Genomic DNA, 14,292 nt, shown 5'->3' with positions numbered 1-14,292 from the left:
ATTATTTTATTTGCAACTAAGTTATAATTTTTTAACCACTTGTTTATCAAAATAGTACAATATGTTTATTGAACCTTCGCTTACAGGAGGCCGGAGAGGATGGATCGAAGTGATTTGCGGATCGATGTTTTCCGGTAAAACGGAAGAACTGATCCGCCGGCTGAAACGGGCGAAGATCGCTAACCTGACCGTCGAGATTTTTAAACCTGCGATGGACGTCCGGTACGATCATGAACATATCGTGTCTCACAACGAATCGCGTATCCTTTCCACACCCGTCGAAAGTTCGCAACAAATCCTGCTGCTGGGGCAGGGGGTAGACGTAGTCGGTATCGACGAAGCCCAGTTCTTTGACGCCGAGTTACCCAATGTGTGCGACCAGCTGGCGCTCCAGGGCATCCGTGTCATCGTGGCGGGCCTTGATATGGACTTCCGCGGGCAACCTTTCGGGCCCATCCCTGCCTTGCTTGCAAAGGCCGACTATATCACCAAACTACATGCCATTTGTGTGCGATGCGGTAACATTGCGACACATTCCTACCGGAAATCTGTCGGATCGCAAACGGTTTTACTGGGTGAAAAGGACCACTACGAGCCCCGGTGCCGTCATTGTTACGCGCTGGGAGAAGATGCCTGAGCCTCCGTTTCCGCAAGGCTTTCGGGGTCTACTTTCACCTTGAACGTGAATTTCTTCTGCGTGATGTAACTGAAACATACGACAACGGCCGTAGTAAGGATTTTGCTGATGGTGGGATAGAAGCCGCAGTAGTCCACGAAAAGCTTCATCAGCACGTAATTCATCAACAGGCAAACCGCCACCAGCAAAAAGTACCTGGCCAGCTGCACCCGCCCGCGAAGATTGGAGTCGGAGAAAACGATGTATTTATTTAACAGGAACCCTGTCGGGAAGCTCACCAGGAAAGCCATGAACACCGCCGCAATGTGCGGGCTCAGCGCAATGAATGGCAATTGCACCACTTCTTTCTTCAGCACGAAATTGTAAAAAACGAAAAACAGGAAAATATCCAGCACGGTATTGCCCCCGCCGCATGCCAGGTAACGGAAGGTCTGGAAGGGCATCACCTTCGCGAATGGCCGGTAGAAAAAGGCCAGGATATGTAAAATCAACTGCTTCATCGTAAAAAACGGGGCAAAGCTACGAACGAAAAAGGAATTCTTCCAGCCGGAATACGGGTTTTAACATCCCTTTTGCCGCGGATCAACGCGCTTTTCTCCGCTGTTTCCACCGCGACGGGGCTTTCCCGCTGCCGTTCACCTGTAATGGGGCCGCAGCGGGCTGTTCCCAAAGAACGGCGGCCAGGATGGCGGCTGCGCGGGCGGCTTCATCGTCGGGCGAGGCGTCGAGCGCCTGTGGCGTAAAATAACGGCCGATGAAATTCGTATCGAAATTCCCGTCGATGAACGGCGTCTGTTGCAATGCCCACCGGCCGAAAGGCAAGGTGGTCTTAATACCTGTAACCCGGTATTCGTCGATGGCGCGGATCAGCCGCAGGCGCGCTTCTTCCCGGTCTGCCCCCCAGGCGATCAGTTTGGAGATCATGGGGTCGTAGAAAATGGGGATGTCCATCCCCGCTTCATACCCATCGTCAACCCGCACGCCGGGGCCCTGCGGCCGGATGTAGGTTTCCAGCCTGCCGGTGTCGGGGAGGAAGTTATTGGCCGGATCTTCCGCGCAAAGCCGCAGCTCGATCGCGTGACCGTTGATTTTCAAGTCGTTCTGCCCGAAAGGGAGTTTTTCTCCGCGGGCTACGCGGATTTGTTCCTTCACCAGGTCGAGCCCCGTGATCATTTCCGTGACGGGGTGTTCCACCTGCAGGCGGGTATTCATTTCGAGGAAATAGAAATTCAGTTTTTCGTCGACGAGAAATTCCACCGTTCCTGCGCCATAATAATTACAGGCGCGCGCCACGTCTACCGCGCACTGGCCCATGGCCTGGCGGATGTCCGGGGTGAGGCAGGAGGAGGGGGCTTCTTCGATCAGTTTTTGGTGCCGCCGCTGGATGGAGCATTCCCTTTCGAAGAGGTACACCACGTTGCCGTGCTGGTCTCCCAACACCTGGATCTCGATATGCCGGGGCGATCCCACATATTTTTCGATGAAAACGGCATCGTCGCCGAAGGCGCTGAGGGCTTCGCTTTTGGCCAGCCTGATCTGTTCTTCCAGTTCACTTTCTTTTTCCACCACGCGCATGCCTTTGCCGCCGCCGCCTGCGGAGGCCTTGATAAGAATGGGGAACCCGGTTTTTTTGACCACTTCCCTTGCTTCGTCGATGCTCGTGAGGGGCGTTTCGGTGCCGGGCACCATGGGTACGCCGAATTTCTGCGCGGCCTGTTTGGCGGCGAGTTTGCTGCCCATGGTCTCAATGCTGGAAGCGGAAGGCCCGATGAAGATGAGCCCTGCGTCGGCCACGGCCTGTGCGAATTTCGCGTTTTCGCTGAGGAAGCCGTAACCGGGATGGATGGCGTCGGCGCCGGTGGATTTCGCTACTTCGATGATCCGGTCGCCCAGCAGATAGCTCTGCGAAGAAGGGGCGGGGCCGATGCACACGGCTTCGTCTGCATATTGAACGAACGGCATGGTACGGTCGGCTTCAGAATAAACGGCTACGGTAGCGATTCCCATCTCGCGGGCAGAGCGCATGACGCGCAGTGCGATCTCTCCCCGGTTGGCGACAACGATTTTCTTCATATGCTTGGCATTGCGATAAAACGCTAAAGTTAATGGATTTCAAATTGGCGGATCAAAGTTATCTTTGCCTTTGTGAAAAGTCCCATTTCCCAGATTTACGCACTGGTCCGCAAGGATGTGCTGCTCGAATGGCGCCAGCGCCACGCTCTTTTCGGCATACTCCTGTATGTTTTCTCGACGGTGTTCGTCATCAATCTGATGGTGCGGGAGCCGGAGGAGCGGATGTGGAATGCGTTGTTCTGGGTGGTGCAGTTGTTTGTGTGCGTGAATGCGGTGGCGAAGAGTTTTTTGCAGGAGAGCCGGGGGCGGCTGTTGTACTTTTATTCGTTGGTACACCCCCGTTATTTCATCGCGGCGAAGCTGATTTACAATGTGTTGCTGATGCTGTTGTTCAGCGCGGTGACGCTGCTTTGCTGCATGATGTTCCTGGGCAACCCCCTGGTGAAGCCCTGGTATTTCCTGGGGGTGGTGCTCCTGGGCGGAGTGAGCCTGAGCCTGCTGTTTACCATGCTGGCGGCCATTGCGGCGCAGGCGAGCCAGAATGCGGCGCTGATGGCGATCATGGGTTTCCCACTGATCATGCCCATCCTGATTTTGCTCAGCAACGTTTCCCAGAGCGCGTTTTCGCCGGTGGTGCAGCCGGGGCTGGGGGGGATGTTCCTCATGCTGGCGGGGATGGACCTGCTGGTGGTGGCGCTGGCGCTCATCCTCTTCCCCTTCCTCTGGAAAGAATAATTTTTAACAAAATACCTTCCGGGGTGCGGATTATTCAATGCGGAACGGATGCTTTGCAGGTTCATCAAAATCCGCAATTTGCTTTGCCGTTAGCGGAGAATCGTGTAGGTTTGCCCCCAATATTTCAATTTGAGTAATGGCTAGAAATTGGTGGAAAATACTCTCCGTGATGTTGCTCCTTTATGTGATCATCGGAGGGTTCATGGTCCCGGTGCCGGTGATCGGCAACAACCAGCAGGCTGCCCGCAGCATCTTCTTTCACTTGCCGATGTGGATGGCAATGTATACCCTGCTCACGATCTCCGTCGTAAATTCCATATGGTACCTCGCAACCAACGATCTCAAAAGGGACGTCCGCGCTTCCAGCGCCGGTAGCGTTGGCGTACTGTTCGGTGTGATGGGGTTCCTGACCGGCATGCTCTGGGCCACCTATACCTGGGGCGGCACCATCGTGAACGATCCCAAGCAGATGACCACCGCCATCGCCCTGGCGATCTACATGGCGTACCTGGTGCTCCGCATGTCGTTCACCGATATCGACAAAAGGGCCCGCGTTTCGGCGATCTACAATGTTTTCGCCTTCGCCCTGCTCATCCCCCTCACTTACATCATCCCCCGAACGGTGGATTCCCTTCACCCGGGAAGCGCCAGCAGCCCCGGCTTCAGCGATAAAGACACCGCCGGCACTATCAAAATGGTGCTCTGGCCCGCCTTCATCGGCTTCACGCTCCTCGGCATCTGGATCTACACCCTTCGCAACCGTTATAAAAGATTGGCTCTTAAAAATATCCTTCATGGTTAACAGAATATCCTTTTCCATTTTCACCGCTCTCATGCTGCTCGTAACCGCCGTTTTCGGCCAGGAAAGCGCCGAAACCGTACAACAGGCTGCTACCCAGCAAAATACCGAGACCGGTCCCGTGAACGAGTTTTTCCGCAGCAACAGCAAAATTTATGTGGCCGTGGGCATTCTGGTGATCATCTTCAGCTGTATCACGATCTACCTCGTCCGGCTCGACCGGAAGATCTCCAGGCTCGAAAAAGAAAAATAGCCCGCTACGCCGCCCCAAATACAAGTCTGCTTACAACACCAAAACAACATATCTAAACCGTTTTTTATGGCTAAAGCAAAAGCGCTGACGCAAGAACCGCATTATAACTTCTTCCACAGCGTGGAAATGAGTTTCGACAAGGCTGCGCAATTCACCAAATGGGAGAATGGCATCCTGGAGCAGATCAAAGCCTGTAACGCCGTATACCGCATGAAATTCCCCGTTCGCGTGGGCGACGGGATCGAAGTGATCGAGGCATACCGTGTGCAGCACTCCCATCACAAGCTGCCCTGTAAAGGCGGGATCCGCTTCAGCGACGAAGTGAACCAGGACGAAGTGATGGCCCTCGCCGCACTCATGACCTACAAATGCGCCATCGTAAACGTGCCCTTCGGCGGCGCGAAAGGCGGCATCCGCATCAATCCCCGTAACTACACCCCCTTCCAGCTCGAAAATATCACCCGCCGGTACACCGCCGAACTCGTGAAGAAAAACTTCATCGGCCCCGGTATCGACGTTCCCGCCCCCGACTACGGTACCGGCGAACGCGAAATGAGCTGGATCCTCGACACCTACATGAGCCTCCGCCCCGGAGAGATCGACGGCTACGGCTGCGTGACCGGCAAACCCGTGTCCCAGGGCGGTGTTCGCGGTCGCAAGGAAGCCACCGGCCTCGGTGTGTTCTACGGCCTGCGCGAGCTCTGCAACGTGAAGGAAGATATGAAACGCATCGGCCTCGAGCCCGGCCTCGAAGGCAAAACCGTAGCCGTTCAGGGTATGGGCAACGTGGGCTACCACGCCGCCAAATACTTCCATGAAGCCGGCTCCAAAGTAGTATGCCTCATCGAATGGGATGGCGCCATCTACAATCACAAAGGCCTCGACCCCGACGCCGTGCTGAAACACAAAATGGAAACCGGCTCCATCACCGGCTTCCCCGGCGCCAAAAACCTGAAAAAGAACACCGATGGCCTCGAAGTGGAATGCGATATCCTCATCCCCGCCGCCCTCGAAAATGTGATCCACGCTGAAAATGCACCCAAAATCAAAGCGAAGATCATCGGCGAAGCCGCCAACGGCCCCCTCACTCCCGAAGCAGACGACATCCTCGCCAAAAAAGGCGTGATCGTTGTACCCGATATGTTCCTCAACGCCGGCGGCGTTACCGTGTCTTACTTCGAATGGCTGAAAAACCTCAGCCACGTGCGTTACGGCCGCCTCGGCAAACGCTTCGACGAAAACATGAACATCCACATCCTCGGCCAGATCGAAGAACTGACCGGCAAAAAAGTATCCGAGAAAGAAAGGAAATTCATCGCGCACGGTGCCGACGAAGTAGACTTGGTATATTCCGGCCTGGAAGAAACCATGATCACCGCCCTCCACGAAGTGCGCGAAAAATCCCTCGAACATAAAAAAATCAAGGACATGCGTACCGCCGCTTACGTATGCGCTATCGACAAGGTAGGCGCCGCTTATGAGCAGCTGGGCATTTTCCCCTGATTTTGCACCGATATGGACTGTACGACATCGGGTGGCCCAAATGGGTCACCCTTTTTTTATCCATCGATATAGCTAGTTCTAGCTATTTTCATGACAGCAGTGATGGTTTTTTCCTCATTAAGCAGTAATTTTTTAAATTGGCAATATCATAAGTAGTCAGTTTTGTATGTAGGTGAACAATTGAAATCCGTTTATTTTTTGATAATCGTATCACATGATTTTTCCTTCCGATCACCTCTAATATGTCGCTGTTTTTCAAAGCAGGAATTAGGGCAGCTATTTAACTTTTCAAATCCCCAAACATGAGCAGTAAAAGTGATTTATACCTGGAGGTTAAAAAGTATTGGACAAATGTAGCGGGCAAAGAAGGCCATGTAGACTTCCGGTCTCTCCAGTTGCAAATTGAAACACATAAGCGTTTATTCAACATTTTTCAGGCAGGGAACTACTTTTTCCTGTTGGTCGACATCTACAATGGTGAGATTGCGGAAGTAGGCCCCGGATTGATGGATGTACTGGGCTACGGCCAGGGAGAACTGACCATGGAGGAATATGTGAACGGAATTCATCCGCAGGATATGCCCTACTTCTTAAAATTTGAGCAACATATCACCAATTTCTATAACGAGCTGGCTGTAGATCTGATATGCCAATATAAGATGCAGTATGATCTGCGGATTAAGAAAAAGGACGGGAATTATGCAAGGATGCTCATACAGTATATTATTGTAAATCATCAGGGGCATGACTTAAAGCATAGTTTTCATTTGCACACGGATATTACACATATTAAAGGTGAAGGCGAAGGGGAGCCCCATTTATCCCTGATAGGCATGAACGGCCTGCCATGCTACTACGACATTCAGAAATCGATGTCCTGCACTTCTTCAAAAAGCTTGTTCACCGCCAGGGAAAAGGAAATCCTCAAAGGCATCGTTGAAGGTAAAAGCAGCCGGCAGCTTGCCGGTGAATTATTTGTAAGCATTCATACGATCAATAGTCATCGCAAGAATATTCTGGCGAAGAGTAATGTTAAAACGCCGCTTGAGCTGGTGAAAAAATCGATTATGGAAGGATGGACGTGATTGATTATCAACTATTTGTGGTTGATACGCGAGCCTACTCTGTCAATGAATAAAAAAACGGTTATTGAAGCGGCGAGATCGCATCCACCGGCGGATAATCCGGTAAATCCTGCTCGAAAACCCAGCTACCCGCGGCCCCGTCTAACCGGCAGCACCAGGTGTTCACGCCATTGGTGATCACCAGCCAGGGCGCCGGAAGTGCCATGTGATACCGAACGATCTGCTCCAGGACCGGCTGTTTCAGCGGAACGCCCATTTCCTTGCACTCCACGATCATCCAGGGCGTGGCTTCGCGGGAATACACGACGATGTCGCACCGCTTGCGGAGCTCCCCGAGATGCAGTTCCTTTTCGATACTGAGCAGCGCCCCCGGATACTGGCGGGATTTTACGAGGTAATTCAGGAAATTCTGCCTGACCCACTCCTCCGGCGTCAGCACCACATATTTCTTCCGGTAAGCATCATAAATCATGTCTTTACCGCCATTGGCCGTGATCTTGAAGTCGGGTTGCGGGAAACGGATGGAAATCATGCCGTAAAACTAGGGATTGATGCCCGATTGCCGAAAAAACATTACATTCACTTGTCAAAAGGCTATGAAGACGAAAGAAGAGATAGTAGCTAACTGGCTGCCCAGGTACACGGGCGAGAAGCTGGAGAACTTCGGTTCACACATCCTGCTGACCAATTTTTCCAACTACGTACTGCAATTTTCCCAGTGGCATAACGCGAAGATCGTGGGTGCCGACCGCCCCATGCAATGCTGTACCGCCGGAGACATCACCATCATCAACTTTGGGATGGGAAGCCCCGGCGCCGCCACGGTCATGGACCTCCTCAGCGCCATCCAGCCGAAAGCCGTGCTGTTTTTGGGGAAATGCGGGGGACTGAAGAAGAAAAATACCATCGGCGACCTCATCCTGCCCATCGCGGCGATCCGGGGCGAAGGTACCTCCAACGACTATTTCCCCGCTGAAGTGCCCGCCCTTCCTGCGTTTGCCCTGCAAAAAGCCATTTCCACCACTATCCGCGAATACGGCTGCGATTACTGGACCGGCACCTGCTACAGCACCAACCGCCGCGTTTGGGAACATGACGCCGACTTCAAAAAATACCTCGAAAAAATCCGCGCCATGGCCATCGATATGGAAACGGCGACCATCTTTTCGGTAGGTTTCTATAATAAGATCCCGACCGGCGCGCTCCTCCTGGTTTCCGACTCGCCCATGGTGCCCGAAGGCGTGAAAACCGAGGAAAGCGATAAAAAAGTGACGAGCGAATTCGTAGACCGGCACCTCCGCATCGGGATCGACTCCCTGAAAAATCTCATCAACAGTCACCAAACCGTTAAACATCTCCGATTTTGAGCCCTGTACCGCTGGTTTCCATCCGCAACCTGACCGTCGAATTCCTTGGCGACGGCCATACGGTCACGGCCGTGAAAAGCATTTCGCTGGACGTTCGGACCGGCGAAATCCTCGGCATCGTGGGAGAATCCGGTTCGGGAAAGTCCGTCACGTCGCTGAGCATCATGCGGCTCATTGCGGAACCGGGGCGCATCAGCGGCGGTGAAATCATCTATCAACCGGAAAACAAACCGGCGGTGGATTTGCTTCGCCTGCCGGAAGCGGCCATGCGCAGCTACCGCGGGCACGAGATCGCGATGATCTTCCAGGAGCCCATGACCAGCCTGAACCCGCTGCACACCTGCGGCAAACAAGTGGCGGAAGCCATCATCCTCCATAAAAAAGTATCCCCGCGCGAAGCCCGCCGGCAAACCATCGCCCTGTTCGAACGGGTGAAACTGCCCCGGCCGGAAGAAGCTTACGATAAATATCCGCACGAATTGTCGGGCGGGCAAAAGCAGCGCGTCATGATCGCCATGGCCATTTCCTGCGGTCCGCGCCTGCTCATCGCCGACGAGCCCACCACCGCGCTCGACGTCACCGTCCAGAAAACCATCCTGGAACTGCTGCGCGAATTGCAGCGCGAAATGGGGATGAGCGTGGTTTTCATCACACACGACCTGGGCGTGATCGCCGATATCGCAGACCGGGTTGCCGTTATGTATAAAGGGGAAATCGTGGAAGAAGGAACGGTGGAACAGATTTTCTCGCGCCCCGGCCACGCCTATACGAAAGGGTTGCTGGCTTGTCGCCCGCCGATGGGCCTTCGCCTGCGCCGTCTGCCCGTTGTGAAAGATTTCACGGGCAGCCGGGAGCCGGTGGAGGTGGAGGCGTTCGTCCGTTCGCTGGAAATGCCGGCGGAGGAAACGAAGGCGCGGGCAGAAATGCTGGCGGAGAGGCCGCCGTTGCTGGAAGTGGAGGGCCTGAGCACCTGGTTCCCGACGGGGCGATCGCTCTTCGGGAAGCCCAAAAGCTGGACGAAAGCCGTGGACGATATCAGTTTCACGGTGCGGGAAGGGGAAACGCTGGGGCTGGTGGGCGAATCCGGTTGCGGGAAAACCACGTTGAGCCGGACGCTCCTGCGGCTGGTGGAGCCAACGCGCGGGGCTATACGCTATCGCGGCCGCGACCTGCTATCGCTTTCCGCCGGGGAAATGCGGGAGATGCGCAAGCATATCCAGATCATTTTCCAGGACCCGTATTCTTCGCTGAACCCGCGGATGACGGTGGGCCAGGCCATTTTGGAGCCCATGCAGGTGCATGGGATGTTCGGCAACGACAGGGATCGCCGGGAGCGGGTGTTGTCTTTACTGGAAAAGGTGGGCCTGTTGCCGGAGCATTACAACCGGTATCCCCACGAATTCTCGGGCGGTCAGCGGCAAAGGATCGTCATTGCCAGGGCGCTGGCGCTCAACCCGGAGTTCATTATTTGCGATGAGTCGGTTTCGGCGCTGGACGTGAGCGTGCAGGCGCAGGTGCTGAACCTCCTGCGGGCGCTTCAACAAGAGTTTAATTTCACGTATATATTTATATCTCACAATCTGTCGGTTGTGAATTTTATGAGCGATACCATGATGGTCATGCAGCGGGGAAAGATCGCGGAAATGGGGCCTGCGGAGGCGGTGTACCACCGTCCGGCTTCAGCATACACGCGCGAATTGATCGCTGCGATCCCGGGCCGGTGAACCTTATTTCATGATATGCGTTATTATTCCTACCTTTGCAGACTTTAAATTCATTCATACCGTAATATGAAATTATCACAATTCAAGTTCGATCTGCCCTTAAACCTGATCGCACAACATCCCTCCAAGACAAGAGACGAGAGCCGCCTGATGGTAGTAAACCGCGCCACCGGCAAAATCGAGCACAAGGTTTTCAAAGACATTCTGGGTTATTTCAACGACAAAGACGTAATGATCGTGAACAACACGAAAGTGTTCCCTGCGCGTTTATACGGCCGTAAGGAGAAAACCGGTGCGAAGATCGAAGTGTTCCTGCTCCGTGAGCTGAACAAGCAAAACCGTCTGTGGGACGTTATCGTGGACCCGGCCAGGAAGATCCGTGTAGGCAACAAGCTGTATTTCGGGGACGATGAGAGCCTGGTGGCGGAAGTGATCGACAACACCACTTCCCGCGGCCGTACCATCCGCTTCCTGTTCGAAGGGAACGACGAAGAGTTCAAGGCCGTGCTGGACAGCCTGGGCGAAACCCCGCTGCCGAAGTACATCAAACGCAAGCCGGAAGAAGAAGACAAGGAACGTTACCAGACCGTGTACGCCAAGTACGAAGGTGCGGTAGCCGCTCCCACCGCTGGTCTTCACTTCAGCCGCGAACTGATCAAACGCCTCGAGATCAAGGGCGTGAAATTCGCCGAAGTGACCCTTCACACCGGCCTGGGCACCTTCCGCCCCATCGAGGTGGAAGACTTGAGCAAGCATAAAATGGATGCGGAATATTTCCACATCGATGAATATGCCGTGAAAATCGTGAACAAGGCGAAAGAAGAAAACCGCAAGATCTGCGCCGTTGGTACTACTTCCGTACGTGCCGTAGAATCTTCCGTTACCGCGCAGAATCACCTGAAAGCGGCCGAAGGCTGGACGAACACCTTTATCCATCCTCCGTACGATTTCTCGATCCCTAACGCATTGGTAACCAACTTCCACCTGCCGAAAACCAGCCTCCTCATCATGGTTTGCGCCTTCGCCGGTTACGACCTGATCATGGAAGCCTACCAGCAGGCCATCAAGGAAAAATACAGGTTCTTCAGCTATGGCGATGCCATGCTCATTCTTTAATCCGGTTTCCGGATGTGTAAAAGGCAAACAGTTTCCGCTGTTTGCCTTTTTTTGTCAAAATATCCTTACTTCGCAATATGCCAGACAGGAATAAGATAGCGGTCATCGTTGCCGGCGGCTCCGGCCTGAGAATGGGTAGCGCCATTCCCAAACAATTCATGGAAATCGGCGGAAAGCCCGTTCTCCATCACACTATCAACGCCTTCCGGACCGCCTATCCAGACATCCGCATCGTGCTCGTCATCCCCGAAGCGCACAGCGCATTCATCGCGCCACTGCTGGTTTCTTTCGACGAACCGCCTTCCATGACCATCGTTCATGGCGGCGAAACCCGCTTCCATTCCGTGAAAAACGGTCTTGCCACCATCACCGCACCGGCCGTGGTATTTGTGCACGACGGCGTTCGCGCTCTTATTTCCCCGGAGCTCGTCCGCCGTTGCTGCGAAGGTGCCCTGGCGAAAGGGAACGCCATCCCCGCCATCGAAGTGAAGGATAGTCTGCGCGAGGTCGACGACGAAGGCAACCTGGCCGTAGACCGCAGCCGCTTCCGGATCATCCAGACGCCGCAAACCTTCCTGTCCGAACAACTTTTACCCGCTTTCGAACAGCCCTACGATCCCCTGTTTACAGACGAAGCCAGCGTGGCAGAGCGTTTCGGCGCGGAAATCCACCTGGTGGAAGGTGAGGAGCGGAATATCAAGATCACCCGTCCGCTGGACCTTGCCATCGCGGAAGTTTTCCTGAAAAAATAATTACGGTTTCGTGAATCCCAGGTCGAGGAATTTTTGTTCCGACCCTGCCGGCGGCCAAACGTAAATAACGTTGCCGGTGGTGCAGGAGCATGCGTAGCAAAGAGTGGCCTTGTCTTTGAAGAATTTCATGTAAGGTTTCCCGATAGCCGCGCCGGTTTTGGTTTCCAGCCAGCTTTCCAGTCGGGCCGCGAAATCGTTGCCGCGTTCTACATCTTTGGCCCAGGGGTCGCTGCACTGGGTTTCGGTGTATTGAAGGGCGTCTTTCAGATCGGGGGATTTGTCCTTCTTGCAGGCGGTAAAGAGGGAGATGGCGAGCATCAGCGGCAGTGTGTAACGCATGAACATAGTTTTTGGAGTAGCAGTTTATTGTGGTTTTGAGAAGCCGAGGTCGATGAATGCCTGTTCCGAGCCGGGGGCGGCCAGATTATGAGCTGATAACCGGAAGCACAGGTGCAGGCTTCACATACGATCAGGTTGCGGCGGGGCGGGATGCGTTTGATGTTGTTGATGGCGACACCGGTTTCCTTCTCCAGCCACAGCTCCAGGTTTTGCACAAATGTTTCTATGTTGGGCCCCGTTACTTCTCCGCGCCATGGGTCCGAACATTGGGTTTCATTAAAAACCAATGCGCCTTTCATGCTGAGTTTATCTTTCTTCCGGCAGGAGAAAAGGAGGAGGGAAGCGGCAGCGAGGAATAACAGGTAGCCGTTTTTCATAAACGCGTGATTTATTCCTGAAACGTCCCCGGAATTCGAAAGGTTACAGGATGGCTGGCGGACAAACCTGAAAATAACAGCTGCTAACCGTCATTTTACGACGATAAGTTACGGGAAACTGAAGTTGGGGCCATCGGCTATTTAAAACCCAGTGCGGTGAATTTGGCGTCTACGCCTTTGGGGAGCCAGATGGTCAGCACATTCCCTGTTTTGCAGGTGCAGGCCGAGCACGTACCGGCGTTTCCGGGATGGAATTTGAGTAGCGGCTCGGGAATTGCGACGCCGGTTTTGGCTTCCAGCCAGGCGTCCAGTTTTTTGAGAAAGTCGGGGTCTGTCCGCTGTATGTCGTTAGACCAGGGATCGTTGCAATAGGTTTCGGAAAACTGCAGCGAGTGGTCTAATGTAGGTATCTGCTCACTTTTTTTGCAGGATGATCCGATCATCAACATAGCAGCTGCGAAAAATAGCATCCTTCCGAACTTCATGATATCTAGTATTTAATTGGGGCGGGTTTTGAGTGATGATGCGACCGAAAAGGCTATTCCGACTGGCCTTTCCCGATTTTTTGCAGGATCTGGTGAGCCGCTTCCAGCGCCTGGAACCCGTCGCGCACGTTGACCGGCACGGGTTTGTTTTCGAGGATGCTGTCGCGGAAAAATTCCAGTTCCATGCGGATGGCGTTCGACTGTTTGATTTCCGGATTGGCGATGGCAATGGTTTTTTTGCCGTTGTTGGTAGCGATGTCGAGCGTGAACAGGCCTTCGTCTTCCGGGGTTTTCAGTTTGATGATCTCGGTTTTTTTATCGAGGAAGTCGATACCGATATAGGCATCTTTCTGGAACAGGCGCATTTTCCGCATTTTTTTGAGGGAAATGCGGCTGGAAGTGAGGTTGGCGACGCAGCCGTTATGGAATTCTATACGAACGTTGGCGATATCGGGTGTGTCGCTCATCACGGCAACCCCGCTGGCGGAGATGCGGCTGATGCTGGATTGTACGATGCTGAGCACGATATCGATGTCGTGGATCATGAGATCGAGGATCACGCTCACGTCGGTACCGCGGGGGTTGAATTCCGCCAGGCGGTGCACTTCGATGAACATGGGCTTGAGATCGACGCCTTTCAGGGCGAGGAATGCGGGGTTGAATCGTTCCACATGGCCCACCTGGAATTTGATATTGGCTTCTTCCACCAGTTTCACCAGCAGCCTGGCTTCTTCCATGGTGTTGGTCATGGGTTTTTCCACAAAAACATGCTTGCCCATCCGGATGGCCGTTTCGCACAGCTGGAAGTGCTGTGTGGTAGGCGCCACGATATCGATCGCATCGGAAGCGCGGATCAATTCTTCTGCGGCTTCGAACCGGCGGAGATCAGGGTACGTTTCCCGGATACTTTCCGCGTTGGCATCGCTGGGATCGAAGTAGCCTGTCACTTCCACGTCTTTCATCGTCGATAATTGGGACAGGTGAATTTTTCCCAGATGCCCTACTCCAAACAAGCCGATTTTAAGCATTCGCTGTTATTTTTATGAA

The 14,292-nt window shown here is 53.8% G+C and carries 16 protein-coding genes; 10 read left to right on the top strand and 6 right to left on the bottom strand.

What is annotated here, in order from left to right:
- Nucleotides 1-61 precede the first annotated feature (61 nt).
- Nucleotides 62-637 (top strand): thymidine kinase, encoded by a 576-nt coding sequence (locus WJU22_RS27025; RefSeq protein ID WP_341841240.1) that lies wholly within the window; start codon nucleotides 62-64, stop codon nucleotides 635-637.
- On the opposite strand, the gene WJU22_RS27020 is transcribed toward WJU22_RS27025, so the two are convergent.
- Both WJU22_RS27020 and accC read right to left on the bottom strand, forming a co-directional pair.
- Nucleotides 613-1,137, bottom strand: coding sequence for a GtrA family protein (locus WJU22_RS27020; protein ID WP_341841239.1), 525 nt, complete (start codon nucleotides 1,135-1,137; stop codon nucleotides 613-615). The genes WJU22_RS27025 and WJU22_RS27020 overlap by 25 nt on opposite strands.
- An 82-nt stretch (nucleotides 1,138-1,219) precedes the next feature.
- Entirely contained in the window at nucleotides 1,220-2,710 is a 1,491-nt protein-coding gene (gene accC, locus WJU22_RS27015) for an acetyl-CoA carboxylase biotin carboxylase subunit (RefSeq protein WP_341841238.1), read from the bottom strand.
- 72 nt (nucleotides 2,711-2,782) lie between these two features.
- Here accC and WJU22_RS27010 point away from each other — a divergent pair, with 72 nt between their 5' ends.
- The 5 genes from WJU22_RS27010 (at nucleotide 2,783) to WJU22_RS26990 (ending at nucleotide 7,085) form a co-directional block, all read left to right on the top strand.
- Entirely contained in the window at nucleotides 2,783-3,445 is a 663-nt protein-coding gene (locus tag WJU22_RS27010) for a heme exporter protein CcmB (RefSeq protein ID WP_341841237.1), read from the top strand.
- A 136-nt stretch (nucleotides 3,446-3,581) separates the two neighbouring features.
- Nucleotides 3,582-4,247: a cytochrome c biogenesis protein CcsA gene (ccsA, locus tag WJU22_RS27005; RefSeq protein ID WP_341841236.1), complete on the top strand. Its 666-nt coding sequence runs from the start codon at nucleotides 3,582-3,584 to the stop codon at nucleotides 4,245-4,247.
- Nucleotides 4,240-4,497 (top strand): CcmD family protein, encoded by a 258-nt coding sequence (locus WJU22_RS27000; protein WP_341841235.1) that lies wholly within the window; start codon nucleotides 4,240-4,242, stop codon nucleotides 4,495-4,497. The genes ccsA and WJU22_RS27000 overlap by 8 nt, the downstream gene beginning before the upstream one ends.
- A 66-nt stretch (nucleotides 4,498-4,563) precedes the next feature.
- Nucleotides 4,564-6,000: a Glu/Leu/Phe/Val dehydrogenase gene (locus WJU22_RS26995; RefSeq protein ID WP_341841234.1), complete on the top strand. Its 1,437-nt coding sequence runs from the start codon at nucleotides 4,564-4,566 to the stop codon at nucleotides 5,998-6,000.
- A gap of 302 nt (nucleotides 6,001-6,302) precedes the next feature.
- Complete coding sequence (locus tag WJU22_RS26990; protein ID WP_341841233.1) at nucleotides 6,303-7,085, top strand: LuxR C-terminal-related transcriptional regulator; 783 nt, start codon at nucleotides 6,303-6,305, stop codon at nucleotides 7,083-7,085.
- A gap of 61 nt (nucleotides 7,086-7,146) precedes the next feature.
- Here WJU22_RS26990 and WJU22_RS26985 read toward each other — a convergent pair whose 3' ends face one another.
- The gene (locus WJU22_RS26985; protein ID WP_341841232.1) at nucleotides 7,147-7,617 is read right to left on the bottom strand and encodes a type I restriction enzyme HsdR N-terminal domain-containing protein; all 471 of its coding nucleotides are present in this window, start codon (nucleotides 7,615-7,617) and stop codon (nucleotides 7,147-7,149) included.
- A gap of 64 nt (nucleotides 7,618-7,681) precedes the next feature.
- Between WJU22_RS26985 and WJU22_RS26980 the strand changes: the two genes are divergently transcribed.
- From WJU22_RS26980 to WJU22_RS26965, 4 genes are all read left to right on the top strand, one after another.
- Nucleotides 7,682-8,452, top strand: a complete 771-nt coding sequence (locus WJU22_RS26980; protein WP_341841231.1) for an AMP nucleosidase — start codon at nucleotides 7,682-7,684, stop codon at nucleotides 8,450-8,452.
- Complete coding sequence (locus WJU22_RS26975; protein WP_341841230.1) at nucleotides 8,449-10,176, top strand: ABC transporter ATP-binding protein; 1,728 nt, start codon at nucleotides 8,449-8,451, stop codon at nucleotides 10,174-10,176. Before WJU22_RS26980 ends, WJU22_RS26975 begins: the two co-directional genes overlap by 4 nt.
- A 66-nt stretch (nucleotides 10,177-10,242) precedes the next feature.
- The gene (queA, locus tag WJU22_RS26970) at nucleotides 10,243-11,292 is read left to right on the top strand and encodes a tRNA preQ1(34) S-adenosylmethionine ribosyltransferase-isomerase QueA (RefSeq protein WP_126247479.1); all 1,050 of its coding nucleotides are present in this window, start codon (nucleotides 10,243-10,245) and stop codon (nucleotides 11,290-11,292) included.
- Nucleotides 11,293-11,369: 77 nt separating this feature from the next.
- Nucleotides 11,370-12,044 carry a 2-C-methyl-D-erythritol 4-phosphate cytidylyltransferase gene (locus tag WJU22_RS26965; RefSeq protein ID WP_341841229.1) on the top strand — a complete coding sequence of 225 codons (675 nt, stop codon included), beginning with the start codon at nucleotides 11,370-11,372 and terminating at the stop codon, nucleotides 12,042-12,044.
- On the opposite strand, the gene WJU22_RS26960 is transcribed toward WJU22_RS26965, so the two are convergent.
- The 3 genes from WJU22_RS26960 to WJU22_RS26950 all read right to left on the bottom strand — a co-directional run bounded on the left by WJU22_RS26960 (nucleotide 12,045) and on the right by WJU22_RS26950 (nucleotide 14,273).
- Nucleotides 12,045-12,383 carry a hypothetical protein gene (locus tag WJU22_RS26960; protein WP_341841228.1) on the bottom strand — a complete coding sequence of 113 codons (339 nt, stop codon included), beginning with the start codon at nucleotides 12,381-12,383 and terminating at the stop codon, nucleotides 12,045-12,047. It abuts the gene before it with no gap.
- A gap of 514 nt (nucleotides 12,384-12,897) precedes the next feature.
- Nucleotides 12,898-13,245 (bottom strand): hypothetical protein, encoded by a 348-nt coding sequence (locus WJU22_RS26955; protein ID WP_341841227.1) that lies wholly within the window; start codon nucleotides 13,243-13,245, stop codon nucleotides 12,898-12,900.
- A 53-nt stretch (nucleotides 13,246-13,298) separates the two neighbouring features.
- On the bottom strand, nucleotides 13,299-14,273 hold the full coding sequence (locus tag WJU22_RS26950) for a Gfo/Idh/MocA family oxidoreductase (protein ID WP_341841226.1): 975 nt from the start codon (nucleotides 14,271-14,273) through the stop codon (nucleotides 13,299-13,301).
- Nucleotides 14,274-14,292: the final 19 nt, after the last annotated feature.

Source organism: Chitinophaga caseinilytica (genome assembly GCF_038396765.1).
Taxonomy (GTDB): domain Bacteria; phylum Bacteroidota; class Bacteroidia; order Chitinophagales; family Chitinophagaceae; genus Chitinophaga; species Chitinophaga caseinilytica.
The sequence above is the reverse complement of the archived record's forward strand: the minus strand, read 5'-3'. Positions and strand labels throughout refer to the sequence as shown.